Annotated in this window: 23 protein-coding genes; 9 read left to right on the top strand and 14 right to left on the bottom strand. The window is 71.5% G+C overall.

What is annotated here, in order from left to right; genetic code table 11:
* Positions 1-11: 11 nt before the first annotated feature.
* Entirely contained in the window at positions 12-1,340 is a 1,329-nt protein-coding gene (locus tag VIG76_RS05265) for a lipopolysaccharide biosynthesis protein (protein ID WP_331951806.1), read from the bottom strand.
* Positions 1,341-1,644: 304 nt separating this feature from the next.
* Here VIG76_RS05265 and VIG76_RS05270 point away from each other — a divergent pair, with 304 nt between their 5' ends.
* The gene (locus VIG76_RS05270; protein WP_331951808.1) at positions 1,645-2,946 is read left to right on the top strand and encodes a glycosyltransferase family 2 protein; all 1,302 of its coding nucleotides are present in this window, start codon (positions 1,645-1,647) and stop codon (positions 2,944-2,946) included.
* 45 nt (positions 2,947-2,991) lie between these two features.
* On the opposite strand, the gene VIG76_RS05275 is transcribed toward VIG76_RS05270, so the two are convergent.
* Together VIG76_RS05275 and VIG76_RS05280 are read right to left on the bottom strand one after the other, a co-directional pair.
* Positions 2,992-3,126, bottom strand: coding sequence for a hypothetical protein (locus VIG76_RS05275; protein WP_331951810.1), 135 nt, complete (start codon positions 3,124-3,126; stop codon positions 2,992-2,994).
* A gap of 318 nt (positions 3,127-3,444) precedes the next feature.
* Positions 3,445-4,020 carry a metal-dependent hydrolase gene (locus tag VIG76_RS05280; RefSeq protein WP_331951812.1) on the bottom strand — a complete coding sequence of 192 codons (576 nt, stop codon included), beginning with the start codon at positions 4,018-4,020 and terminating at the stop codon, positions 3,445-3,447.
* A 310-nt stretch (positions 4,021-4,330) separates the two neighbouring features.
* On the opposite strand from VIG76_RS05280, the gene VIG76_RS05285 reads away from it, so the two are divergent.
* The gene (locus VIG76_RS05285) at positions 4,331-5,119 is read left to right on the top strand and encodes a glycosyltransferase family 2 protein (RefSeq protein WP_331951814.1); all 789 of its coding nucleotides are present in this window, start codon (positions 4,331-4,333) and stop codon (positions 5,117-5,119) included.
* 144 nt (positions 5,120-5,263) lie between these two features.
* On the opposite strand, the gene VIG76_RS05290 is transcribed toward VIG76_RS05285, so the two are convergent.
* The 3 genes from VIG76_RS05290 to VIG76_RS05300 form a co-directional block, all read right to left on the bottom strand.
* Positions 5,264-5,515, bottom strand: coding sequence for a protealysin inhibitor emfourin (locus VIG76_RS05290; protein ID WP_331951816.1), 252 nt, complete (start codon positions 5,513-5,515; stop codon positions 5,264-5,266).
* A complete protein-coding gene (locus VIG76_RS05295; protein ID WP_331951818.1) occupies positions 5,512-6,564 on the bottom strand; it encodes a M4 family metallopeptidase in 1,053 nt (350 codons plus the stop codon). The genes VIG76_RS05290 and VIG76_RS05295 overlap by 4 nt, the downstream gene beginning before the upstream one ends.
* Before the next feature lie 109 nt (positions 6,565-6,673).
* A complete protein-coding gene (locus VIG76_RS05300; RefSeq protein WP_331951820.1) occupies positions 6,674-9,046 on the bottom strand; it encodes a LamG-like jellyroll fold domain-containing protein in 2,373 nt (790 codons plus the stop codon).
* A gap of 687 nt (positions 9,047-9,733) precedes the next feature.
* Here VIG76_RS05300 and VIG76_RS05305 point away from each other — a divergent pair.
* Entirely contained in the window at positions 9,734-10,729 is a 996-nt protein-coding gene (locus VIG76_RS05305; RefSeq protein WP_331951822.1) for an FhaA domain-containing protein, read from the top strand.
* A gap of 24 nt (positions 10,730-10,753) precedes the next feature.
* Here VIG76_RS05305 and VIG76_RS05310 read toward each other — a convergent pair whose 3' ends face one another.
* Positions 10,754-11,008: a hypothetical protein gene (locus VIG76_RS05310; RefSeq protein ID WP_331951824.1), complete on the bottom strand. Its 255-nt coding sequence runs from the start codon at positions 11,006-11,008 to the stop codon at positions 10,754-10,756.
* Positions 11,009-11,234: 226 nt separating this feature from the next.
* On the opposite strand from VIG76_RS05310, the gene VIG76_RS05315 reads away from it, so the two are divergent.
* Positions 11,235-11,480: a hypothetical protein gene (locus tag VIG76_RS05315; RefSeq protein WP_331951826.1), complete on the top strand. Its 246-nt coding sequence runs from the start codon at positions 11,235-11,237 to the stop codon at positions 11,478-11,480.
* A gap of 108 nt (positions 11,481-11,588) precedes the next feature.
* A complete protein-coding gene (locus VIG76_RS05320; RefSeq protein ID WP_331951828.1) occupies positions 11,589-13,538 on the top strand; it encodes a carboxypeptidase-like regulatory domain-containing protein in 1,950 nt (649 codons plus the stop codon).
* 36 nt (positions 13,539-13,574) lie between these two features.
* Here the strand turns inward: VIG76_RS05320 and VIG76_RS05325 are convergent, their stop codons facing one another.
* The 5 genes from VIG76_RS05325 to VIG76_RS05345 all read right to left on the bottom strand — a co-directional run bounded on the left by VIG76_RS05325 (position 13,575) and on the right by VIG76_RS05345 (position 17,946).
* Complete coding sequence (locus VIG76_RS05325; protein WP_331951830.1) at positions 13,575-13,739, bottom strand: hypothetical protein; 165 nt, start codon at positions 13,737-13,739, stop codon at positions 13,575-13,577.
* Between the two features lie 73 nt (positions 13,740-13,812).
* Positions 13,813-14,814, bottom strand: coding sequence for a right-handed parallel beta-helix repeat-containing protein (locus VIG76_RS05330; protein WP_331951832.1), 1,002 nt, complete (start codon positions 14,812-14,814; stop codon positions 13,813-13,815).
* Between the two features lie 164 nt (positions 14,815-14,978).
* Entirely contained in the window at positions 14,979-16,034 is a 1,056-nt protein-coding gene (locus VIG76_RS05335; protein ID WP_331951834.1) for a hypothetical protein, read from the bottom strand.
* Entirely contained in the window at positions 16,034-17,287 is a 1,254-nt protein-coding gene (locus VIG76_RS05340) for a sensor histidine kinase (protein WP_331951836.1), read from the bottom strand. The genes VIG76_RS05335 and VIG76_RS05340 overlap by 1 nt, the downstream gene beginning before the upstream one ends.
* Positions 17,284-17,946, bottom strand: coding sequence for a response regulator transcription factor (locus VIG76_RS05345; protein ID WP_331951838.1), 663 nt, complete (start codon positions 17,944-17,946; stop codon positions 17,284-17,286). The genes VIG76_RS05340 and VIG76_RS05345 overlap by 4 nt, the downstream gene beginning before the upstream one ends.
* Positions 17,947-18,271: 325 nt before the next feature.
* On the opposite strand from VIG76_RS05345, the gene VIG76_RS05350 reads away from it, so the two are divergent.
* Positions 18,272-18,523, top strand: coding sequence for a hypothetical protein (locus tag VIG76_RS05350; protein WP_331951840.1), 252 nt, complete (start codon positions 18,272-18,274; stop codon positions 18,521-18,523).
* Here VIG76_RS05350 and VIG76_RS05355 read toward each other — a convergent pair.
* A complete protein-coding gene (locus VIG76_RS05355; protein WP_331951842.1) occupies positions 18,501-20,021 on the bottom strand; it encodes a sugar transferase in 1,521 nt (506 codons plus the stop codon). The genes VIG76_RS05350 and VIG76_RS05355 overlap by 23 nt on opposite strands.
* 340 nt (positions 20,022-20,361) lie before the next feature.
* Between VIG76_RS05355 and VIG76_RS05360 the strand changes: the two genes are divergently transcribed.
* Positions 20,362-21,138, top strand: a complete 777-nt coding sequence (locus tag VIG76_RS05360; RefSeq protein WP_331951844.1) for an HAD-IIB family hydrolase — start codon at positions 20,362-20,364, stop codon at positions 21,136-21,138.
* Positions 21,139-21,354: 216 nt separating this feature from the next.
* Here the strand turns inward: VIG76_RS05360 and VIG76_RS05365 are convergent, their stop codons facing one another.
* Positions 21,355-22,059 (bottom strand): SOS response-associated peptidase, encoded by a 705-nt coding sequence (locus VIG76_RS05365; protein WP_331951847.1) that lies wholly within the window; start codon positions 22,057-22,059, stop codon positions 21,355-21,357.
* Between the two features lie 265 nt (positions 22,060-22,324).
* Between VIG76_RS05365 and VIG76_RS05370 the strand changes: the two genes are divergently transcribed.
* A complete protein-coding gene (locus VIG76_RS05370; RefSeq protein ID WP_331951849.1) occupies positions 22,325-22,660 on the top strand; it encodes a hypothetical protein in 336 nt (111 codons plus the stop codon).
* A gap of 58 nt (positions 22,661-22,718) precedes the next feature.
* Positions 22,719-23,687, top strand: coding sequence for a UDP-glucose 4-epimerase GalE (gene galE, locus VIG76_RS05375; RefSeq protein WP_331951851.1), 969 nt, complete (start codon positions 22,719-22,721; stop codon positions 23,685-23,687).
* Positions 23,688-24,177: the final 490 nt, after the last annotated feature.

The following is a 24,177-nucleotide window of genomic DNA, read 5'->3' on the forward strand; positions in this document are numbered from 1 at the left end:
GGCCGGCGACGCTAGACGACGTCCGACTGCGGCCCTGACCGGAGTCCGCGACGCCGGGGGAGGCGCATCGAGCGGAAGAGGCCCGGCAGCAGGACGGCGGCCACCACCGACTGCGTCACCAGCCAGGCCAGCGCGACCCCGGTGAGCCCCCAGGGGCGGGCGACGACGATCGCGAGACCCAGCGTCCCCGCCGTGCACACCGCCTGGACGACGAGGATGTGGCCGAGCCGGTTGCGGACCCGGGCGACGGCGATGCTCAGGACGATGACGGCGCGCGGCAGCAGCGAGATCATCACGAGGCGCATGCACATGGCCGCGTGGTCCGCATAGGCGGGGCCGTAGATCGACAGCAGCAGGTGGGCGAACACGAGCACCACCAGCGCCGCAGCGCCCTGCAACGCCAGCACCTGCGGCACCACACGGCGCAGGTGCTCGGCGAGGCGGCGGGAGTCGACCGCGGATTCGACGGTGAGCGCCTGCGCGAGGTTGATCGACACGAGATCGGCCGAGGTGGCGGTCGTCCAGACGATGTAGAAGTAGCCGTTCTCCGTGGCGCCGAGCTGGGCCGCGACGATCAGCGGAAGCACGGTGGTGCTTGCGATGTAGCAGACCTGGCCGCCGTAGTTGAAGGCGAGGAAGCGCCGCATCTCCCAGAGACCGCTCACGCCCGTGCCTTCCGCCACGCCGACGCGAACCTGCGCCGGTGCCCAGCGCCGGAACAGGGCGATGTTGACGGGGATCGATACCACCGCCGCCGCGAGGACCCAACCGGCGAAGACCCCCAGCTGCGGCAGCACGAGTGCGAAGGGCACGATGAGCGCGAGCTTGAGCACGCCGTACGCGCTGTTCTCCAGGGGGATCCACACCGAGCGGCGCAGCCCGATGATCGCGGAGTCCTGCAGGGCGAACACGGTCCAGACGACGGCGGCGCCGCAGAAGGCCGGCACGAACCACGGCGAGCGCCCCAGAAAGGCGAACTCGGGGGAGAGGCCGGGCGCCAGGAACGCGAAGGCGAGCCCGGCCACCGCGGCGACCAGCCCCGTCACGAGGTAGGCGCGGGCCAGCATGCCGCCGGCCCGCGCCCCCGCGACGGGGAGGTATCGCGGCAGGCCCAGTCCGATCCCGAGCTGGCCGAAGGACGAGATGAGCAGGAGCGCCGAGACCAGGGCGGACCCGAGGCCCACGTCCTCGGTGCGGTACAGCCGGGCCGCGACGACCCAGAAGGCGACGCCGAGCAGGGTGGTCAGGCCGACGTTCAGGACCAGGGCGTAGCCGTTCCGCAGCAGCGGTTCGTCCAGCCATCGCCGGAACGGGCCCGTGAGACCCCGTGCCCCCGTCACATCGCACGTCGACGGTGCGGCACCGACGCCCGCCGGGCTTCGGCCGGCTGGAACCTCGCCGACCGGAGGGGCCCTCCGCCGCGATCGTGCACGCCCCGGTTCGGCAGGCGGCTTCCGCGGCTCTCGATCCCCTCGAATTCAGCCAAGATGGCCATATCGTAACCGGGGGCACGTCGGCAGGGGTGAGGCGAGGGGAAACTGTGGGCGATTCACCGCACATCGCGGAGAGGCGCGCGTCCGCGGCCCGAACCACGACCCCGGCAGGCCCCGGCAACGGTCCGCATCCTGTCCAGGAGGCCGATCGATGAGCTCCGGGGACGTGACGCCCTCGAGCGCGGTCTCGGTGGAACTCGGAAGCGGGACGATGTTCTGGCCGGGCGGCGTCGAGCCGGTTCTGCCGGACGGAGCGCTCCAGGTGCTCCTCAGGGTCCACGGGTACCCGATCGGCATGTTCCGGGCCGACGCCGGGGGCGGCGCGCAGCTGCTCGAGTCGGCGCGGGAGTTCGCGTCAGCGCACCTGCGCCAGGAGCTGCTCGAGCACCTGTCCGGGGACGGCCCCACCGAAGGCGAGGACCTGCTCACACTGGCCTCCACCCTGGCCTGCCGGCGCCCCCTGGACGCGCACGAGGGGCCCCGGCCCCTCGTCACCGTGACGTTGCCCACGATCGGCGCCGTCGCGCACACCGTGGAGACCGTGCGGCGCGTCCTCGACAGCCCGTACACGAACCTCGAGGTCGTCGTCGTGGAGAACGCGCGCCGGGCCGGCGGCCTCGAATCCGCCCTGGTCGCGGAGTTCCCCGGCCGGCCCGTTCGATACTTCCACGAGCCGCAGCCCGGTGTGTCGTTCGCGCGGAACCGAGGGGCGCGTGAGGCGCGCGGCGAGATCGTCGTCTTCACCGACGACGACGTGATCCCGGACCCGACCTGGATCCCCGCGATCGTGCGCACGTTCACGGAGCACCCCGAGGCCGCCTGCGTGACCGGTGCCATCCTGCCGTTCGCGACGCAGACTCCGGCCCAGGCCTGGTTGGAGCAGTACGGCGGCTACAACAAGGGCTTCGCAGAACAGGTCTTCGACCGGCACGAGCACGCTCGCCCCACCCCGCTGTATCCGTATGACGCGGGCCAGTTCGGGTCGGGAGCGAACATGTCCATCCGGCGGGGACGCCTGAAGGCGATCGGTCCCTTCGCGATGGAACTGGGCGGCGGCACGCCCGCGGGGAGCGGCGAGGACCTGGAGATGCTGGGGCGGATCGTCATCTCCGGGCTGCAGCTCGTCTACCAGCCGGCCGCGCTCGTCTGGCATCAGCATCCCGCCGACTACCCGACGCTGCGCCGGAAGATGTACCGGTACGGCGCCGGCCTGTCCGCGACGGTCACACGGTGGTGCATCCGCGATCCGGCGACCGCCGTCGCGATCGCCCTGCGTCTCCCTGCGGGAGTCCGGCACGTGTTCGGTCCCGGGTCCCGGAAGAACCGCGGCAAGCGGAACGACTTCCCGAAGGACCTCACCCGGCGCGAGCGCCTCGGCATCGCCGCCGGCCCCGTGCTCTACGTCGTGAGCGTGCTCGTGATGCGGCGGCGCTCGGCCCGACGCGGGGCCTAGTCGATCAGGAGGGGGCCCTGCGGTCAGCACCGAGCGCCGGCGGGCTCAGTGCCAGCGTTCCCGCCACTGCTGATAGCCGCGTTCGGACCGGGCTGCCAGCCGATCCCAGACCAGTCGGCCGAGCTCGACGGCCACCAGTCCCGCGATCGCGAGCGCGAAGAACCTCGTCGTGCTCCTCATCACCCCAGCCTCCTCTCCGCGTCGCCGTCCACCGGTGCGCTGCACCGCTGGGGCGGACCGCATGATCCCGATCGACGCGCCGTGCGCGCCCAGCCGGCGGTAGCCGGAGCCGAGATCCGTCGCCTCGAGGACGGCCCGCCCGTCGTCGTTGTCGCCGACGGCGATCGCGGACCGCTGCTTCCGTCTCCGTGGCCGGTGCCGCTCACCGTTCGTCGGAGAGGGAGCCGTCCGCGGCGAGTATCGCCCCTGAACCTTCGGGGGGCATGGGTACAGCTCTGCACCGCCGCCGGCGGGTGGAGGAACCGCGGCGGGGCCGCCTCACTGCCGGCGCCTCCATCCCGAGCTCCGGAGGGCGAGCCGGATGGTCCCCGTGGCGCCCAGCAGTGCCACCGCGCCGGCGTACCAGGAGTACGGCAGGAGCACGCTGCGCGCGTCGAGGGGCCAGAACAGGCTGACCCCCGGGCCGGTCGCGAGGTCACGGATGAGGTGCAGGCCGACTCCCAGCGCGGCGGACCGCACGGCACGTCGCGCTGGTCGTGGCAGCAGCGCCGCGAGGGTCATCAGCGCGAGGGGGGCGACCGCCGAATGCGTGACCGGCCTACCGGAGGGCGCGACGGCCGTGAGGCCGAGATACAGCGGGACGTGATCGACATCGATGAGGACGGAGGAGGCGAGCGCGATCGTTCCCGGCAGGAGGCCCCATGACGACGCCGGGGCGAACGTGGTGAGGACGAGCGCCGACGTCGCGAGGTGGGCGGGCTCGTCGAGCATCGCGGTCAGCGGGATGTTCGGCTTCGCCAGGGGGATGAGGGCGTCGCAGGCGACCACGACGCCCGTCAGCAGCGCGGGCGCGACCGTCAGCGCGATGCCGAGCCGAGGCGTGAGCGGGAGCATGCCGCTGGTCTATCAGCAGCCGAGCTCGACGTGCAGGGGAAGGAGCGATGGGGTGAGTCGCATTGCAGCGGCAGTGCTCAGCCGTTCGCGATCCGACGACACAGACGGCCGGTCGAGCATTCTCGGATGCGAGGCGCGGCTTCCGAAAAGGGTGAAGCCTCTTGTCCCCCTTTCGGGGGACCCCCTATGCTGACGACCAGTTGATCCCGGCCTTCCCGATCACTCCATCCTCCAGAATCTGGACCCGTTCTGGAGCGTCCGACCTTTCGGTCTCCCTCAGGTGTCCGCCTTACTCAAGGAAGAGTGAGCTATGTCGGTGCGTGCCGTCGCTCAGCCCAAGGTGTCGATCGTCGTTCCGGCGAGGAACGAGGCTCGCAATCTGGAGGTGGTCCTCCCTCAGCTGCCCGAGGTGCACGAGGTGATCCTCGTCGACGGGCATTCGGTCGATGGGACGGTGGAGACGGCGGTGCGGTTGATGCCCTCGATCCACGTGGTCCAGCAGACCCGGCGGGGGAAGGGCAACGCCCTGGCCTGCGGGTTCGCCGAGGTGACAGGGGACATCGTCGTCATGCTGGACGCGGATGGCTCCGCGGACCCGCTCGAGATCCCGGCGTTCGTCTCGGCTCTGGTCGCGGGTGCCGATGTCGCCAAGGGGACCCGGTTCGCGCCGGGTGGGGGCAGTGAGGACATCACGCGCCTGCGGTCGGTCGGCAACTCGGGTCTGAACTTCGTGACGAACCTCCTCCTCGGGACGACGTACACCGATCTCTGCTACGGCTACAACGCCTTCTGGGCGGACATCCTCCCGCTGCTGCAGCTGCCGGCGGTCGATGCCCCGATGCGGCTCGGCGGGCAGATGCTGTGGGGCGACGGATTCGAGATCGAGACGGTCTTGAACTGTCGAATCGCATCCGCGGGATTGCGCGTGATCGAGGTCGGCAGTGTCGAGCGGATGCGGATCTACGGCAGGAGCAATCTCAATGCCGTCTCCGACGGCTTTCGGGTGCTGCGCACCATTTGGACCGAGAAGCAGCGGTGCGCCCACGCCGGTGTCAGCCGTGCTCAGGTGAACGCCAAATCGCACGCCACTGCGGCATGACGAATTCGATACGCGGTCGGTGCATGGTCCGATAGCGCCGTATTCCGACGCGATCCAAGGCCCCGGAAAGGGGCGATGCGACGCGGGCAGAGGACGTCGAGCCGCCCTTCTCGACGATCCGCTGTTCAGAGCGGGCCGCGCAGCTCAGCCCAGCAGCGCCCGCACCGCGGGCGGCAGCGCCGACTCCGGAACCGTGTACGTCTCCGCCGCGGCCGCTTCGCCCTCGACGGTGAAGTCGTAGACGAAGCCGTCCGGGCGTGGGGGAGCGGGAGCGGCAGCGGCCGGCTGACCCCGCAACGTGCCGAGGATCCGCTCCACCGCATCCGCATCCGTCACCTCGGTGGTGCGGGCGATCCCGGCGAAGCCCCCGGTGCGCGTCACGACGATGCGGGTCACGGCAGGGTGACGCCCACCTGCGTCCATGCGTCGGTCACCGCCTGCTGCTCCGCGCTTCCGTAGAGCCGGGCCGCCGTCGACACGGTGACGGCTGCGAACTCAGAGAACGTCGCGCTCGTGCGCAGCTCGCCGCCGGTGAGCGTGGCGTACCAGATGTGCCCGGCCTTGTCCCAGCTGTTGCCCCCGAGTCCGACCGCGGCGAGGTAGAACGCGTGGTTGGGGATGCCCGAGTTCGTGTGCACGCCGCCGTTGTCGCCGGTCGTGTGCACATAGCCCGACATGGTGCCCGGCTGAGGGTCCTTGCCGCCGAGCTGCGGATCGTCGTACGCGGTTCCCGGGGCCTTCATCGAGCGCAGCGCGACCCCGTTGATGTCGGCCGCGAGCAGTCCTGCGCCGATGAGCCAGTCCGCCTCCTCGGCGGTCTGCTTGAGGGTGTACTGCTTCACGATCGAGCCGAACACGTCGGAGACGGACTCGTTCAGCGCACCCGACTGGCCCTGGTAGGCGAGGTTCGCCGTCGCACCGGTCACGCCGTGGGTGAGCTCGTGGCCGATCACGTCGACCGAGATGGTGAAGCGGTTGAACAGCACCCCGTCCCCGTCGCCGAAGACCATCTGCCGGCCGTCCCAGTAGGCGTTGTCGTAGCGCTGCCCGAAGTGCACCGAGCCGATGAGGGTGAGCCCGTTGTCGTCGATCGAGTTCCGTCCGTAGACGTCCTGGTAGAGCGTCCACGTGTCGCCGAGCCCGTCGTAGGCCTCGTTCACCGCGACGTCCTGCGCCGCGGCCGTTCCTTCATCGCGCACGAGGTGGCCGGGAAGGTTCTCGGCGTTGCGGGCGTCGTAGACGCTGCGGTGCTCCCGCGGCGCGGCGGCGCCCTCGGGGGAGGGCTGCGGCGTGGTGGCGGCCCGGCTCGCGCCGAATCCGGCGGTCAGCGCGAGGGTGCTGTGGGCGGCCTCGCGGACGACGGCGTCGTCGTGCTGCGCGAGGGCCTCGAGGATGTAGGGCGGCACGATCCCGCAGCGGGCGGGTGAGTGGGGACGGTGGGCCATGGTCGCTCCTTCCACCGGCCGGCGCCGGTCGTCCTGGCACTGTAGGCGGCCGACCGGTGAGGAGGAAGCTGCCCCCGGAAGGTTCCGGGGGCCGCTTCCTCATCCGCGGCTACTTGGCCGCAGCCGCCGCGACGCCCGTCTTGCCGACCTTGTACTGGGTCGCGATCGACGCGGCGGGAAGCGCGGTGGGGTAGAGCGCGACCTCGTCGATCGACCCGGCGAAGTACTCCGTCCCGTTCCATGCAGGGCTCCCGCCCACATGCCAGTAGCCCGAGAGCTTCTGGCCGGAGGTGATCGCGGTGTTCGAGGCGACGAGCGCGCCGTCGATGTACAGCCTCATGCCGGTCGAACCGAGCGAGGACACCACCTCATGCCACCGGCCGTCGTTGTACGCCTTCGGACTGCCGATGATCCGCTTCCCGCCGTTCCAGACGCCGAAGTGCACCTGGCCCGTCGTGTCCATGTAGACGCCGCGGTCGAACCACTCGGAATCCCCGGTCGTGAGGTTGCTGAAGCCGAGGATCGAGCCGCCCTTCTTCGAGGTCGTCTTGAACCAGGCCTGTGCCGAGTACGTGTTCGGACCAGGCGTGTACCCGTCGAGCACCACCATGCCGGTCGGATCACCGCTGAACGTCGCAGCGCCGTTCCGGTCACCGGGTACGGCGCCGACGGTCCCGGTCCTCACGCCTGTGCCGGCGGTTCCGGGCACCCAACCGGCCCAGTCGTACGTCGGGCCGTTGCCTTCGGGCTCGCCGAACCGCCAGAAGTGGGAGGCACCCGCGGCCAGCACGGCCTTCGCATAGGCAGAGGGGCCCGCGGCGCCGACCACGGTCGAGACCGGGGCGCTCGTCACGTGGTTGCCGAACGGATCCGTCACCGTGACGACATAGCTCGGGGTGCTGCCCACCGGCAGGCCCGAGTCGACGAAGCCGAGGTACGGCCGGTTCCACCAGCCGTCGGAGGCCGTGGAGGTCGTGTAGACGGGGCTCGTGTCGCCGTCCCGGTACACCCGGTAGGTGAGCGTCTCGTTGTCGCTGTCCCATGCGGTCTCCCAGCCGACCCGCACGCCGGCGTCGGTCGTCGAGACCGCGGTCGGCGCCCAGTCGGCGCGCACCTGCGGGCCCTGAGCATTCGTGGCGACCGACGGGAGCGCGAACCGGACGAGTCCGGCCTGTCGCTTGCCGTTCACGCGCGGGAACTCTCCGCCGTAGAGCACGTACGCGCCCGCAGCGGTGACCGACCATGCGGCCTGGCTCATGCCGGTGATCGCGCCGGCTTGCAGGTCGGGGTACCAGGCGAGCAGCTTCGGTGCAGGCCTCCCGCTGAAGTCGGCGTATGAGCCGAACGGATTCTTCGACAGGGTCCCAGCCGCGGCGCTCGAGAACGCGAGTGCCCGCTGATGGATGCTGAGGTTCCCATCGCGGCGCGACTGCGGGAAGCCCCCCGGCACGTCCCCGCAGTAGTGGGCGTGCGAGGCCGTGTAGGCGACATCGCCCGCGACCGCGACCGAGTAGGTGTCGCCGTGGCAGTCCTCGAGCCAGGTGATCCTCCCGTCCGTCCAGCTCGCCCGGAAGGTGCCCTCGAAGTTGCCGGGGCTCCCGTAGGTGTACCCCGTGCCGTACACGCCGGTGCTGGTGCCGGTGAGGCTCAGGATGGAGGCGTTCACCCCGTAGTCCTGCACGACGGCGTTGACCGCGAACGGGAGCGCCTTGGCGCCCGTGGTCGTGTCGACCATCGCGAGCCCGCGCTGCTGGGTGCCGTCGACCTTCGAGAAGCTGCCGCCGAGCACGAGCTTCTTCGCGTCGGGCGAGATCGCGAGGGCCGCCACCCGGCCGTCGCTGATCGTGGGCCTCCAGGACTTCACCTTGCCGGTGGCCGCGTCGACCGCGGCGACCCGGCTGCGCGCGGTGCCGTTCACCGAGGTGAAGGAGCCACCGATGTAGAGCGTCGATCCGCTGAGGGCGAGCGCGTTCACGGTGGTGCTGGCGCGGGCGGTGAAGGCGGTGCGCACCTCACCGGTCGCAGCATCGAGCGCGACGACGCGGCTCTCGGCGCGGCCGTTCACCTGGGTGAACTCACCGCCCACGTACACGGTCGATCCGTCGGCCGAGGTCGCGATCGCCCGCACCTGTCCGTTGAGCCGCGGGGCGAACCCCGGCTGCAGCTCGCCGGTCGCGAGGTCGTAGGCGAGCAGGTCGCTGCGCGGCGTGCCGCCGGCGCCCGCCTTCACGCTGACGCCCGCGGGGTAGGCCTTCTGGAACGCGCCGCCCGCGAACACGACGCCACGGGAGACCGCCTGGGTCCAGACGACGCCGTCGACCTGCACGGTCGGCAGGGCGTCAGCGGTCACTGTGGTGGGCGTCGACGCGGAGATCGGAGCGCTGTCCGCGGAAGCCGCGGCCGGCACCGCGAGCGCGGCGCAGAGGGTGGTCGAGGTCGCGAGCAACGCGAGCACGCGCAGTCGCCGGGGGTGGGTCGGCAAGGAAGGGCACCTTCGGGGGTGGTGGAAAGCTCCCGCCGATCGGATTGGGTGATCCGACGGGGTACGACGGGACAGGGTGCTCGCACGATAACGGCGTGGCACCCCTCGGGTTCAGCCCCCGAACGGGGTGTGCGAGGGGCGCCCTGAGTGGGTCACGCGACCGGTTCCACAGAGGCGGTGTCCGGATCGTGATCCTGCGGGGGACGCGGCCGGGGGGCAGGAATCGCTACCGTCGGTGGTGGTCGTCGGATGGTCGTGGTGGAGCATCCGCGGCGGTGATGGTGGACGTGGCGCGACCGGTCGGCTGTGGTGGACGGCCGGCGCAGCCACTCCTCATCCCCGGTCGGAGAAGTCCCGTCGCCCGTCGTCCGGCCTGTTCCGCCGCGTGGAACGCACCTTCGCGACGACCATCGCCACGATGACGACGAGCAGGGCGACGACCACGATCAGGGCGGGAAGCAGAGCGACTCCTGGGGCTGGAGGACGGAAGAACCGGCCATCGGAGCCGTGGTTCGGGACTCGAGCGACGTCGCTCACCCCCGACGTTGCCAGAACTCCTTGGACAGGTGCAGGGATCTGACGCGTTCGGGCCCCGTTCCCCCAGGAAAGCGGGGGCGCTTCCTGCGCGGCGGGTATGGAGGTCCTGAGTCCGGGGGTCTCGGGGCCGCTCCTGGGTATCGTCGGCGCATGGGGGCGACCGGCGGCGGAGTGCTCGGGTTCCTGATCGGGCTCGTGCTCGCGGGGATCGTCGCCTTCGCGCTCGGGCGCTCGCTGATGCGGGTCACGAACACCACGAGCATCCGAGGGCTGGGCCGCTTCGTCTGGTCGGGGCTGCTGCCGGGCACCCGGCACGACGGGATCGCCGTGCAGCGATCCCTGGCCAAGCTCTTGAAGGAGTCCTACTCCGTGATGGCGTCCGGACGTCGAGTGGCCGCTGCAGCGATCGACATCCACGTGAGCCCGGAGGACTTCAGGCTGATCACCTCGTCGATCGGCACGGAGGCCGCCGTGAGCGACCTGACGGACTTCTACGTGTCCCACGCTCGCGACAACCAGTGGCACCTCGTCGCCGATCCGGTGATCACCTTGAAGCGTGACATCTCGTTGCGCGCCCGGCAGGCGTATGCGCAGCGGACGGTGCATCCGCCCGACCAGGAGGACGATCCCGTCACCGAGGACCTGCGGGCCGGGGAGCTGCGCGAGGCCGAGGCGCGGAGCCGGCCCCAGCCGGTCGACGAGCAGCGCACCGATGTGCTCCCCTCCGTGCCCGAGCCGGAGGAGCGGCCGTTCACGGGCGCGACCGAGGCGCTGCCGGCCGACCGCACCGAGGTGCTCGACGGCCTGGCGGCGCCCCCCGCCTCGCGCACGGAGGTGCTCGGCGACGGCGACCTGATCGTCGTCCACGGCACGGACGTGCGGATGGTGCCCCGGGAGAAGGGTCGCGCGACCATCGGCCGCGCCTCGCACTCGGACCTGATCATCGACCGACCGGGCGTCTCCCGGGACCACGCGCTCCTCGAGCTGCGGGGCGACGGCTGGTGGGTGGTACCCCGGGAGGCGAAGAACGGCACGCTGCTCGACGGCCGCCCGCTGCAGGGCCCGTCGCGGCTGCCGCCGGAGTCGACCCTCGGCCTCGGCACGCGGGTGAAGCTGAAGCTGACGGTGGAGCCGCTTCAGCGGTGAACGCCGGCGGCGGCCCTTGTCCGATCAGTCGACGCGCGGCCGGATGATCGGGATGGCGCCCGTGACCGCGTCGACGACGCGGGGACGGATGATCGGGATGGCGCCCGTCGCGATCTCCACCACCCGGTCGAAGGTGGCGAGCCGTCGCCGATTCGGCGACGGACGGCGGGGGCGTCGCTGGTTCGCGATCCGGACCGCCTGACCGAATGCCACGGCCACCGCGACGGACAGCACGATCCAGCCCAGGATCACGGCGGCCGTCAGAGCGATCCACGTCATGCCATCTGTCTAGTGGACCTCCGCCCCCGCAGCCGGAAGCGACACGTCGGTGTGCGCGTTCTCGCGCGGTCCGGCGTCGGGACCGGCGTCGCTGCGGAAGTGCGATCACGCCGCCGGCAGCGGTCGTGCTGCCGTCGGTGTGGGGGATCGCCCCGGGTGGCCTCGGATACTCCCACCGCGCCACGATCGGCGGCAGCCCACCTCCGCGCAGACCGCCCTCGCTCAGGTGCCGTCGAGCGCCCACGTGGTCGTGCTCGTCGCCGGCGGTGCCGACCCCGCCGCGCGCAGGATCGCCCTCGTCCAGGCGGTCGGGAAGGAGGTCCGGACCCTGAGGGTGCAGTCGCCCGACGCCGCGGTGCTGATCGTCGGCCCCACGTCGTCGGTGTCCGACGCCGCGCATCTCACCGCGGCGGGTCAGGCCGCGGTCGCGACGAGGATGATGCCGCTGCTCGCGGCCGCACTTCTGGGCTGACCCCTACCGGATCCTCAGGTCCGCCATCCGCGTCCCTCGGCCGAACCTGCTTGACTGCTCATCCGGCGCGCATTCGACGGGGGATCGGGTGCGCCGGGAAGAGGTACGGTGAGCGGGAACAGGTCGGCCTGGCGGAGCTTCCGCGCGCGCCGGCCGTTCGACCTCATCGCGATGCTGGCGATCGGGTTCGTCGTCGTGGCCGCAGCCCTCGTGCCCGCGATCACGGCGAACGTCGGGGGCACCGAGACCATCCGCGGTGACGTGTCGGCGTCCTCGCGCCCGGTCTCCTTCATCACCGTCGGGTTCTGGTCGCCGCAGAACGGCGTCATCTCGACGACCGCCACCGACTCCAACGGCCGATTCACGCTCGAGGTGCCCTCCAACGTGGACGGCTACGCGTACGCCGGCAGCGCCCCCGACTCCTACCAGGTCATCGACGAGGTCGGCGGGGCCGACTACGTGCGGGGGGTGATCGGCGCGACGGTCGACACCCCCGTCTCGGCGCCGCTCTACCAGGGCCGGACGGCTGCCACCGGCAAGAGCCTCGGCGGGGGCAAGGACCTCCACTTCCTGCTGGAGGCGCCCGGGCGCATCACCGGTACGACCCCGCTGCACGGTTCGGCGCTCCAGGCCGCGCAGCTCCGCCGCCTCGACGGGTCGGTGGTGCAGACGCTGCATCCCGACTCGGCCGGCCGGTTCACGTCCGGACCGGTGGCCCCGGGGACCTACGCGGTCGCGGTCGTGCCGAAGGCGCCGTATCTGCCCGAGGCGGTGCAGGCCGTCGTCACGGGCGCGTCCACCACCACCGTGACGGTCCCCGGCCCGCAGCGCGGCGGCACGATCCGCGGCGTGCTCATCGCCGAGGGCAAGCCGGTGACCGAGCCGGTCCCCGTGATCCTCAGCCGGGACGGGGAGCAGCTCGCCACGACGACCTCGACCAGGACAGGCGTGTACTCCTTCGGAGCGATCGCGAGCGGCACCTACACGGTGACGATCGGCCGGTACCCGGACTCCGGCAGCACGCGGTCGGTCACCGCGCAGCCGATCCCGATCGGCGGCCCAGGCGCGACCCCGAGCACCACACCCTCCGCCTCGCCGACGCCGGTGTCCTCGCCGTCCCCGACCACCTCGGTGGCCGGCGGCGGTACCGTCGCCCTCCAGCCCATTCCGAGGACCTCGGAGGAGTTCCTGCCGACGACCTCCCAGGCGTACATGCCGGACACGCTCGGCACCGTCGAGGTCGACGCCGCCCTGCAGGCGGCCGGACGGATCACCGGCACCGTGAGCGGCGTGGGCTCGGAGATCCCGGTGCAGGTCGTGGCCGAGGACGCCACCACGCGGCAGATCCTCCGCAGCACCGCTGCGTCGAGCACCGGGTCCTACTCGATCGGCGGACTGGAGCCGGGGACGAACTACCTGGTCTACGCGGTCAGCCGGCCTTCGGATCCCGCGGTGGCGACCTACGCCGCCGGCGCCGGCATCGCGACGCAGGGCGGTACGAAGATCGCACTGACCCTCGCCACCCCCGCATTGACCCTCACCGGCAGCATCAGCGGGGCGACCGGGGGTTCGGTCATCGTCGGCGACTCGGCCACCCTGCTTCGCAACGCCGTCGCCGATTCGACCGGTGGATACACGATCGGCGGCCTGGTGCCCGCCGCGTATCCCGTCACGGTCACGTCCCCCGGACGGCTCGCCTCGACCCCCGTCGCCGTCGACGTGACGACGTCGAAGGACCAGGACCTGCAGCCCGGCCCCAAGCCGGCCACCTACAAGGCCTGGTTCATCTCATCCGGCGCCGGCATCCCTCGCGTGGTCGGCTCCGCTGCCTCCACGGACGGCGGCGTCATGCAGATCACTCCTCCGGGTCGCAAGGGCCACGTCACGGTCGACGGGCTTCGCCCCGGCACCTACACGTACACGGCGGAGTCGTTCATCGGGCTCGCCCCGACGGGCGACGGACCCTGGTGGTTCGCGCCTCCGACCGGCAGTTTCCCCCTCCGAGACGGCGACACCACCGACGTCGGTCCCGTCGTGCTGCACGTCAGGTCGAAGTAGCCACCGCGGGGTGAGGCGACGCCCGGCCGACTCGGCTCAGTTGAGGACGTGCCTGCGCACAGCGCGCTCGCTGTAGCGGCCACCGCCGAACGGACGGTCGTGCTCCTCACGCTCATGGATGACGCTGCCGGTGACGAACGCGAGCACGAGCGCCGCGAGCACCCACAGCGTGAGGACGGTCAGCACGATCGCGAGCACCATGACGATCACACAACCGCGCCCTCTGAAACGTGACCTGTGAGCAGCCTTCGCTTCTTCTGAGAGCAGATGAGGGTCACTGCAGGAAGCGGACGACCTGCTCGGTGCGGTCGACCCCGCGCACCATCACGCGGACGTCCGTCAGGAGCTGCTGGTTCCGCCGGCCGTAGTAGGTCGGCGGCACGGCGATCGTGAGCTTCGGACCGGCGTAGACGGGATCGATGATCGTGCACGACACCGAGCCGAGATCGGATGCGATGCGGATGTCCGCCCATCTGTTGCCGGCGGTCACCGGCCGCATCAGGCGGACCGTCCCGTCGACGCGTTCGAAGTTGAACCCGGCGCCGCCGTTGCCGGTGGCGATGGAGTCGATGATCGTCACGTCGCGCACCTGCCAGAACGCGGCCCCCATGCTGAAGCGCTGGTCGTGGAACCAGCAGTGCTGCAGCGTCAGCTCGACGGAGTCGTTCGCACCGAAGCCTGTCGCGCCGACGTGCGCGCCGTCGACCTCGACCCGCTCGTACACCGACCCGGCGGTCAGGTAGTCGTTGATGCCGAAGGTCTCCCCGGGCGGCTTGCTGTCGTCGCCGGGGACCGCGACGACTCGGACGTCGCTCATCCGGAGGTTCCTCGAGCGCTGCAGCTGGATGCCGTTGTAGAGGTGCCCCTGGTCCGTGCCCTCGAGGGTGAAGCCGCTCAGACGCAGGCCGTCACCCGTGAGTCGCAGCAGCGAGAGGGCGTTCGTGTTCGGGAACCCGTGCGGGATGTCGCCGGCGTGGGTCGACGTGTGGGGGACCATCGCGAAGACGGTGCGCCCGACCCCGCTGCCCCGCAGCCCGCCGACCTGGGCGTCGAGATCGAGGCCGTTCTTCGTGTAGCCCGCGGACACGAAGTCCCGGAACGTGTACCGGCCGGGGAGGAACGACACCTGCTGCCGGTCCGCGAGCTCCAGGGCCGACCGGAGCGGTCCGTGGACGGCGAGGCGCTCGTACGGCACGACCCCGGAGCCGGACGGGCGGCCCGCGGCGGTCGGACGCCAGTACCCCGGGATCCGCACACCCTCGACGATCGATGTCACCGGTGCTGCTGACAGCGTCGGTATGGGCGCGGGAGCGGGTTGCGGCCGCGGGGACCCGGGCGCGGAGCGCCCGGGCAGGAGGGAGCAGCCGGCGAGCCCGCCGACACCGAGCGCGATCGCCGTGACGGCAGCGCGCCGGGTGATCGGGGGAAGCGGCTCCGGGGTCATGAGGGGACGCCCACGTCGCCCGCTCCCGCCGGCACCGTGGAGCGGGTCGCGAGCGCGGGGATGGTGGTCGAGTCGCTCACCGAACCCGTCACCGCGCTCACGGCGAGGCCGCCGTCCGCGCTGCGGACACGACCGACGAATCGCTCGCCGTGGCTCGCAGCCACCCGCTCGGCCAGCCAGACCGCGGCCTGCTCATGCATCCGGGGATGCGCGGGCCCGTCGACCTCGTCGAGCAGCAGCACGTTCACCCCGCGCCGCCGCGCATCGGCGATCGCCTCCAGCAGCGGCGGCTTGGCCAGGTTCGGTGCACGGATCTGGTCCCGCAGCGCTCCCTCGATCACGAGCAGCTCGCGTCGGTCGGCGTCCGTGAGCGGGTGTCCCTCCGCGATCGCGTGGAGCATCGGGCCGGCCTGCTCGAGCACCGCTTCCGCTGCGGCGCGCCGGGCGCCGGCCCGTGCGCTCGCTGCCCGCTCCTGTGCCCGGGTGCGGCGCTCGAGCGCCTGGTAGGCCGTGAAGGTGGCGGTCGCGCGGGCGAGGCTCCAGGCGAAGACCGTGCCGACGAGCAGCGTGCCCACGTGCCGGTCGACGAGTGCGACCCCAGGCACCCACCCCTGTCCGGTGAAGACGGACCAGCACACAGCGATGGTGGCGATGGCGAGCAGGGAGAGCCAGGCGGCGAGGTAGCGGCGGATCAGGGCGAAGCCCAGCAGGCTGATCGTGATCGCTCCCAGCTGCCACGCCTCGTACCCGGGAGGCGAGCCGTCGGTGGGCAGCGCGGTGATGCCGAGTGCAGCCGCGAGGACGAGCGCCGCACTCGAGACCGTCAGGGTCGCCGTGGACATCGTGCGATGCAGTGCGAGCACGCCTTGCGGGGCGCAGATCAGCGCGAGCTCGACGAAGTCCAGCCCGGTCATGCCCGCCGTGGTGCAGGCGAGCACGGCGTGCACGATCACGAACAGGGAGAAGTAGGCGAGTCGGCCGTCCAGCAGCGAGCGCAGGAACCGGCCCCAGCGGCCGTCCGGCAGGTGCCACGTGCCCGGCGCCGCGGCCATCAGCGCTCCTCCGGGCGGTAGCGCAGCTGGACCCTCGTGCCGACCCCGGGGGTGGAGACCACGACGGCCGAGCCGCCCGGAAGCGCCTCCATCCGGCCCCGGATGCTCTCAGAGATCCCGAGGCGGGAGGGCGGGACGCGGTCCGGTTCGAAGCCGACGCCGTCGTCGAGCACGTCGATCCGGGCGCCGCCCTCGCCGACCTGCACGTGCACCGTGCAGTTGCCGGCGCGCGCGTGCCGGACGGAGTTGCGCAGCGCCTCCTCGGTGGCGGCGGTGAGGGCCTCGACCGCGGCCGCGGGGATGAGCGGCGTGCCGCTCACCTCGTACCCGAACACGGCGTCGGGGGCGAGCTCCGTCGTGGTCGCCTGGATGGACCAGGCGAAGGCCTCCCCGTCGAGCTCGTCGCCGGGCTCGTCGCCGGCGACCAGCAGTCGCTGCAGCCCCTCGAGCGCGCGGGCAGCGTCGGCGCGGCGCAGCGTCTCGCTGCCCGGGACCGACCTGGCCGCCGCGAGGAGCGTCGCCAGCACCCGGTCGTGCACGAGGGCGTTGATGCGGCCCCGCTCGCGTTCCCGGGCGGCATCGGCGGCAGCGTTGCTGGCCGCTTCAGCGGCAGCAGCCTCCGCCAGGTCCGCCTCACGGACGCCGTGGAAGGTCATCACGCCGAGCGCGATGAACGTGATGCAGAAGAGGAAGACATAGAGGCCGTTCTGCACGCCGGTGAGCAGGCCATGACCGGGCGTCACGGCCCAGCGGTCGACGACGGTCAGGCCGGCGGCGCAGAAGGCGATGAGCACCGCCCAGACCGGCCGCACCGCGAGCAGGGACAGGATCACCGCCATCGACGCGACGTCGTCGATCCACGGTGCCCCGCCGCCCGGCACGGTCATCCCGCCGTCGAAGAGCGGCAGCGTGAGCTGGGCGAGCAGTGCTGTCGCAGCGCTGACGGCCGCCAGGCGACGCAGCACCCGGATCGGCGCGGCGAACGAGATCGCGCCCATCACCATCGGGGCGGCGAGCACACCGGCGATGACGGCCGTCGTCCACCAGACCGGGTAGTGAGGCGACTGGGTCCGGATGTCGCCGACGGCGAGCAGGCCGAAGATCACCGTGGCGGGCAGGAACCCGAGCGCGGTGACCCGCAGCACGCGCTCCTCGCCGGTCCGATCGGCGAGGGGGCGCAGGATGCGCAGCTGCCGCGGCAGCGCGGCGGGCGCGGGCCGAGTGCCGAGGGGGCCCTCGGCCTCGGCGGTCACTGCTCGTTCGGCGCGGGCAGGAAGCCGTCCTCGACGGCCCGCTTGTACAGGTCGACCTTCGTCACGGCAGGGCGCCCGGCGCGCGCGTACTTCGCCCGGATGCGGCGCACGTAGTCCTCGATCGTGCTCACCGCGATGCCGGCCTCCTCTGCCACCGTCTGCGCGGTGTTGCCGTTGGCGAAGAGCGCGAGCATCCGCTGCTCCTGCCGGCTCAGCTTCGCATCCGAGATCAGCGGGTCGTTCTCCACGGTCGAGGCCCATTCGGCGGTCATCACCGGCTGGCCGTACGCAGCGCGGAGCAGCGCGCTCGTGAGCGCCTGGAGCGGCTCGCTCTTGCGGACGATGCCGAGCACGGGCGTGCGAGCCACGGCGCGGAGCAGGTACGGGCTCTCGCCGCTCGTGAACGCGATCACGTTGCAGCCGGCGGCGGTGAGCCGCTGCACGTTGTTCGCGGGCGACGAGCCGTCTGCGAGCCGGAGGTCGAGCACCACGAGATGCAGGCGGCCTGCGGCGCGCGCGAAGAGGCCGTCGACGGTCGGCGCCGAGGCGACGAGCTCCAGCTCCCTGGTCGTGCGCAGCGCTGCGCGGACGGCGGTGGCGATGACCTCGTGGTCGTCGACGAGGCCCACACGAAGCGGGCTGATCGATGCGGGTGACAAGCGGGAACTCCTCGCCCTTGAAGGGGTGGATGCTGTCCGAAGGGTATCGAACGTCTGCCAGCATCCTGATCCGCGGCGTGGAGGGCTTGACATGCCGACACGGGAATTGCCAGAGGATCGTTGTCGAAGACCCTCGGAACCCGGGGCATCGAGGGGTTCGAGGTCGTCGCCTCCCCGGTCAGCCGACCGCTGTATCCCGTGCTATCGAGATTCGATAACGGTTCGCCGCGTGTCGCGCAGTCGTCGAGCCGTCCGGGCCCACGCTTGTCCCGTCGGGCGAGGCTGCCGTATGGGACCGGATGCCGACCCCGCCAGGGGAGCGGTCATGCGAGCGCACATCCGGGACGTCGTCGTCGTCGCCGTGCTGCTCGTCACCGGGGTCGCCGCGGTGCTGGCGTGGCAGCCGCTCGGTCGCTGGACCGCCCTGGTGATCGCGCTCGCGGGCGTGCTGCTCGCGGCGGGCGCGTACCGGGCGCGGCCGTCGGCGCTTCCGCTCTTCGGCACAGGAAGGCCGATGCTGTCCGACGAGCCCCGCGAGGAGCCGGACGAGACGGCTAGTACGCCCCGTCCTTCTTGAGCACCGCCCGGACGGTCTTCGCGAGGATCACGAAGTCCGTCGTGACCGACCAGTTCTCCACGTAGTAGAGGTCGAGCTTCACGCTCTCCTCCCACGACAGGTTGGACCGGCCGCTCACCTGCCAGAGCCCCGTGATGCCCGGTTTGATGAGCAGGCGCCGGTTGACACGGCCCTCGTATGCGGCCACCTCCCGAGGCAGGGGCGGGCGAGGGCCGATGAGGCTCATGCTCCCGTTCAGCACGTTGAACAGCTGGGGGAGCTCGTCGAGCGAGTAGCGGCGGATGAAGGCGCCGACGCGGGTGATGCGCGGATCGTCGCGCATCTTGAACAGCAGGCCCGATCCCTCGTTCGCCCGCTGCAGCTGCGCGAGCCGCGCCTCCGCGTCGACCACCATGCTGCGGAACTTGAACATCGTGAAGGTGGCGCCGGCGAGGCCGATGCGCTCCTGCCGGAACAGCACGGGGCCTGGGGAGTCGATCCGGACCGCCAGCGCCACGAGGGCCAGCACCGGGGAGAGCAGCAGGAACGCGAGGCCCGCCAGCCCGATGTCGAGGCCGCGCTTGATCGTGTGGTTGACGCCCGCGTACTGCGGGAGGTCGACGTGCAGCATCGGCAGCCCCTCGACGGGACGCATGTGGATGCGCGGGCCGGCCACGTCGGTGAGTCGGGAGACCAGGATCAGCTCGGTCTTCGAGTTCTCGAGCTGCCAGCCGAGGTCCTGGATCTGCCCGCGGCCGCCGGGGAGCTCGCCGGCGACGATGACCGCCCTGGTGTGGGTCGCGCGCACGGTGTCGGCGAGGCGGGCGAAGTCGACGAGCGGAACGGTGGTGCCGTCCACGGTGGCCGCCGCAGCGGAGAAGGCACCGTCGGTGAAGGCGACGCCCGCGGGCCGGTACCCGGCGTGGTGGTGCTTGAGCAGCTCGTGCGTGACGCGCGTGGCGTCGAGGTGGCTGCCGACCACGAAAGCGCTCGTGAGGCACAGGCCCTCGCGGCGCCGGGCGATCAGCCACGAGCGCCAGAAGAACCGCTCGGCGAGCAGGGCGACCAGCCCGACGGGCAGAGCGATGAGCAGGTACACGCGGGACGGGAGGACGTTGAAGAGCACGGCGACGACCGCGAGGAGGCCGAACGCGGCGAACGTCGCCTTCGCGACGCGCTGGTACTCGGTGTTCCCGGCGCCGAGATGCCGGATCTCGCTCGACCGGAACGCGACGAGCGAAGCGAGCCACAGGACGCCGAGCACGGCGGCGATGAGGCTGTTCGCCGCGAACGTCCGCAGGCCGTACGGGAGCGACTGGTCGAACCTCGCGTTGTAGGCGAACAGCACGGCGCCCCCGATGACCGCGGCGTCGGTGCCGAGGAGCGCCAGTCGGTAGCCCGTCCGCCAGCCGATCCGCTGCACCGGCACGGTGAGGTCGATCGCGGAGAGCGACGCGAAGGGCGTGCTGCCGCTCAGCCTGCCGTCGGGCAGGGCGTCGCCGAGGGCGCCTGATTCCATGGTTCCTTCGTCGCTCGGGTGCCGTGGGGACGGCGTGGCGTGGAAGAGCGCAGGCGTCGTTACAAGGCTCGGGGTGGTCCCATCGTGGGCGGCCGGGAACCGGCAGCACAACCAGGGATTCAGGGGGAAGCCGGTTTGAGGTGGCTCGTTACCTGATTGTAATTCCCAGGGAATCTCAGGCAAGAGGAGTCGGCGAGTCTGAGGCAAGACCGATGCTTCCCGGAGTATGGGCCCACCGCACGCTGATCGCCCGTCCGGCATCACTCGCGCGCCGGCGTCTCGCCCCCGCTTCGACCGTCGCTTCGTCGCCCGGGGCGCTCCTGCTTTAGCGTGTCCGACCATGGACACCCCACCCGTGCCCGCACGTCCGCGCCTCGTCGCCTTCGACCTCGACGACACCCTCGCCCCGTCGAAGGCGCCCCTGCCCGATCCCGTCCGCGACGCGCTCCGAGAGCTCCTCGCCGTCGCCGAGGTCTGCATCATCTCCGGCGGCCAGGTGGCGCAGTTCCGCACGCAGGTCGTCGACCGGCTCGGCGCGCTGCCCGACGCCCTGGCCGTGCGCCTGCACCTCATGCCCACGTGCGGCACCCAGTACTGGCGGCTGACGAGCGACGGACTCACCTGCATGTACGCCGAGGAGCTCTCGGACAACGAGAAGCAGCGCGCGATGCGCGCGGTCGAGGAGCAGGCGAAGCGCCTCGGCCTCTGGGCCGAGCGCACGTGGGGGCCGGCCCTCGAGGACCGCGGGTCGCAGATCACCTTCTCCGCGCTCGGGCAGGCCGCGCCGCTCGACGAGAAGAAGGCCTGGGACCCGACGGGGGAGAAGAAGAACCGTCTGCGCGCCGCCGTGCAGGACGAGCTCCCCGACCTCGAGGTGCGCAGCGGCGGCTCGACGTCCGTCGACATCACCCGCAAGGGCATCGACAAGGCGTACGGCATGCGGCGCCTCGCGCAGCTCACCGCGGTCCCGTTCGACGAGATGCTGTTCCTCGGTGACCGGCTCGATCCGGATGGCAACGACTACCCGGTGAAGGCGCTCGGCGTGCCGACTCGGGCCGTGACCGGCTGGGAGGAGACGGCCGGCGTCATCAACGACCTGGTGGCCGCCCTCCGCTGAGCCGCCCTCCGGTCCCGCCCCGTCCGTCCTTCATCCGCCGTTTTCAGGACTTCTGCGCCGACACGCGGCGCTCGCACCCTCATCGTCCTGAATACCTGCAGCCGATCCTGAAAACGGCGGATGGGAAGCGCGTCCGGGTATCGGATACGCGCGGGCCAGTCGGGGGAGAGGCGCCCGCTCGAGGGTGGCCTCGGGGAGTGTGTCGGTCGCCCGGGATCATCCGCGGGTCGAGCCCGGCTCCGGCAGCGGCCGGATCAGCTCCGGCCCGTTGTTCCGCACGCTGTTGGCGTCGCGGCTCACCTCGTAGTGCGTGAGCTCGTGCGCCACGTCGAGCGACTCCCGGTCGAGCAGCCGCACCAACTCGTCCGGCCCGAGGCGGTCCGACAGCCAGTCGTCGTACGCCGCGGGCGTCAGGCAGGCGGGCATCCGGTCGTGCACCTCCCCGGGCGCCACGTGGGCGTCGCGGGTGATGACGGCCATGGTCAGGTGCCAGCGGTCCGGGTCGTCGCGGTCGCGGGACGGATCCGCCCACGCGCTCACGAGGCCGGCCATCGCGAGCGCCGTGTCCGGGTCGTGGATGAAGTGCGGCTGCTTCCCGGTCGGGGTCACCACCCACTCGTAGTAGCCGAGCGCCGGCACGAGGCAGCGGGCCTGGGCGAACGCGCGCCGGAACATGCCGGACGTCGCGACCGTCTCGATCCGCGCGTTGATCGGCTGCGGCTTCGCCTTGAGGTCCTTGGCCCAGGACGGCAGGAAGCCCCACTGCACCTCGGGCATCCGGCGCTCGCCGTCGCGCTCGCGCACGACCGGCACGAGCGCGGTCGGCGCGACGTTGAAGTCGTCGGGCAGCGGATCGAAGCCGCCGAGCAGATCGGGCAGGAGGTCGTTCACGGCCTTGGTGACGACGTAGCGACCGCACATGTCCCTCATCCTGCCGCGATCGCCGGATGAGCAGGAGAGAGAAGAGGAGGTAGGGAGAAACGGGGTACAACCGGTCGGTTCGTCCCCCGCCCAACCCTGTATTCACCTGTCGTTCATTTCGCAAGGGGCTGTTCCGGCGGGGTACACGGGCGGTACCGTGCCTCCATCAGGCGAAGCGCTCGGCACCACCACCCCGGGTGCCCGCGGCCGCGACGACCAGTCCGTTCCCGCACCCCTGACGAATGCACTCGCGAAGGAGGGCCCCATGACGAGCCTCCCCGCCGCGTACGCCTCCGCGCCCCTCGGTGACCCCGCGGTGCAGTGGCGCGCGACGCAGAAGGACCTCTGGGTGGCCCGCCGCGACGGCCGACACCTCGGCACCGTCGAGCACGGCCGCCGCTACGTCGCCACCGACGCCGATGGGGAACCGATCGGGTCCTACTGCTCCCTCGAGCAGGCCATGGGCGCGGTGAGCAAGCAGTGCTCCGCCGCTCGCGCCGCCGCGCGACGGGCCCGCTCGTGGGGCGCGCTCGCCTTCGTCGCCACGGTCTCCGTCGCCGCGGCCACGATGCTCGGCGCGTACCAGCTGCTCCTGTTCTGAGCCGGTGCCCGGCCCTGTCGAAGGTCGCCCGAGGGGGCGCGGCCATAGGCTCGGCCCCATGACGTGGTTGGTCACCGGCGGCGCCGGCTACATCGGCGCGCACGTGGTCCGCGCCCTCCAGCAGGCGGGCCTCGACCCGGTCGTGATCGACGATCTGTCCAGCGGGCACCGCGGCTTCGTCCCGTCGGACGTCGAGCTCGTCCGGGGCTCCATCCTCTCCGGCGAGCTGCTCGCCGACGTCCTCCAGCGCCACGAAGTCGAAGGCGTGATGCACATCGCCGGCTTCAAGTACGCCGGCGTCTCCGTGCAGCGGCCCCTGCACACCTACGCGCAGAACGTCACGGGCACCGCGACCCTGCTCGGCGCGATGGCGGACGCGGGCGTCGACAAGATCGTCTTCTCCTCATCCGCCGCGGTCTACGGCACGCCGGATGTCGACCTCGTCACCGAGACGACGCCGAAGCACCCCGAGTCCCCGTACGGGGAGTCGAAGCTGATCGGCGAGTGGCTGCTCGCCGACCAGGCCCGGGCGGTCGGCCTGCACCACACGTCGCTGCGCTACTTCAACGTGGTCGGCTCCGGCAGCGACGACCTCTACGACACCAGCCCCCACAACCTCTTCCCCCTCGTCTTCGACGCGCTGCTCGAGGGCCGCACGCCGCAGATCAACGGGACCGACTACCCGACCCCCGACGGCACCTGCGTGCGCGACTACCTGCACGTGTCCGACCTCGCCCACTCCCATGTCGTCGCCGCGCAGCGGCTCGCGGCAGGCGAGCCGCTCGAGCCCGTGTACAACCTCGGGTCGGGCGACGGGGTGAGCGTGGGCGAGATCATGCGCGCGATCGGCGAGGTCACCGGCATCGACTTCACGCCGGAGGCCGCCCCGCGCCGGCCCGGCGACCCCGCGCGCATCGTCGCCTCCGGCGACCTCGCGGCCCGGGACCTCGAGTGGGCGATGCGCCACTCGCTGCGGGACATGGTGGCGAGCGCGTGGCGCGCTCGCGCCGCCGCCAAGGGCGACTGAACCGGCTCGACAGGCCCGGCCGACGCCGCTCCGGGCGGTGTCGCCTGCGCACGCCGCCATCGGCGTGTCCGATTGGACACGCGTTATCTGCTTGTGATATCAGCCATACCCCCGAATAGGGGTCGCCGGCATTTCCTGTACCCCTCGTTCAGGGGGGTGGGAAACCGTGCGGCAATTCGCAGGATTCGAACACGAATTCGAACGCGCATCCACGCTCGAAAAAATCTTTCCGACCCGGTTTGTGAACAACATGTTACACAGCGACTGTCGTTATCGGCGTGTCGTCAGCATTCGACCCATGGTTGAGAGTTAAGGACGGGGCCGCGATCCCTGTGACGACATGATCATGGAATCCCTGGTCAGCGCCGCGGCGACCAGCGTTCGCACAGGTCCTCTCAACCTTCGATCTGCCCTCGGGAGCCCGATCCCTCGGCGCGTCCATCCGGTCGGATGCGACACGCGGTGGCAAGGTTCGCGGCCTTGACGGGGC

This window comes from Amnibacterium sp. (assembly GCF_036559085.1).
In the GTDB taxonomy this organism is placed as follows: Bacteria; Actinomycetota; Actinomycetes; order Actinomycetales; family Microbacteriaceae; genus Amnibacterium.

What these genes read in the sequence shown, in the direction of transcription:
- VIG76_RS05310 (WP_331951824.1), bottom strand. Translation starts at nt 11,008, where the DNA reads ATGACGTGGATCGCTCTGACGGCCGCCGTGATCCTGGGCTGGATCGTG.
- VIG76_RS05355 (WP_331951842.1), bottom strand. Translation starts at nt 20,021, where the DNA reads ATGGAATCAGGCGCCCTCGGCGACGCCCTGCCCGACGGCAGGCTGAGC.
- VIG76_RS05270 (WP_331951808.1), top strand. Translation starts at nt 1,645, where the DNA reads ATGAGCTCCGGGGACGTGACGCCCTCGAGCGCGGTCTCGGTGGAACTC.
- VIG76_RS05325 (WP_331951830.1), bottom strand. Translation starts at nt 13,739, where the DNA reads ATGGTGCTCGCGATCGTGCTGACCGTCCTCACGCTGTGGGTGCTCGCG.
- VIG76_RS05365 (WP_331951847.1), bottom strand. Translation starts at nt 22,059, where the DNA reads ATGTGCGGTCGCTACGTCGTCACCAAGGCCGTGAACGACCTCCTGCCC.
- VIG76_RS05370 (WP_331951849.1), top strand. Translation starts at nt 22,325, where the DNA reads ATGACGAGCCTCCCCGCCGCGTACGCCTCCGCGCCCCTCGGTGACCCC.
- galE (WP_331951851.1), top strand. Translation starts at nt 22,719, where the DNA reads ATGACGTGGTTGGTCACCGGCGGCGCCGGCTACATCGGCGCGCACGTG.
- VIG76_RS05360 (WP_331951844.1), top strand. Translation starts at nt 20,362, where the DNA reads ATGGACACCCCACCCGTGCCCGCACGTCCGCGCCTCGTCGCCTTCGAC.
- VIG76_RS05275 (WP_331951810.1), bottom strand. Translation starts at nt 3,126, where the DNA reads ATGAGGAGCACGACGAGGTTCTTCGCGCTCGCGATCGCGGGACTGGTG.
- VIG76_RS05295 (WP_331951818.1), bottom strand. Translation starts at nt 6,564, where the DNA reads ATGGCCCACCGTCCCCACTCACCCGCCCGCTGCGGGATCGTGCCGCCC.
- VIG76_RS05335 (WP_331951834.1), bottom strand. Translation starts at nt 16,034, where the DNA reads ATGGCCGCGGCGCCGGGCACGTGGCACCTGCCGGACGGCCGCTGGGGC.
- VIG76_RS05350 (WP_331951840.1), top strand. Translation starts at nt 18,272, where the DNA reads ATGCGAGCGCACATCCGGGACGTCGTCGTCGTCGCCGTGCTGCTCGTC.
- VIG76_RS05280 (WP_331951812.1), bottom strand. Translation starts at nt 4,020, where the DNA reads ATGCTCCCGCTCACGCCTCGGCTCGGCATCGCGCTGACGGTCGCGCCC.
- VIG76_RS05305 (WP_331951822.1), top strand. Translation starts at nt 9,734, where the DNA reads ATGGGGGCGACCGGCGGCGGAGTGCTCGGGTTCCTGATCGGGCTCGTG.
- VIG76_RS05285 (WP_331951814.1), top strand. Translation starts at nt 4,331, where the DNA reads ATGTCGGTGCGTGCCGTCGCTCAGCCCAAGGTGTCGATCGTCGTTCCG.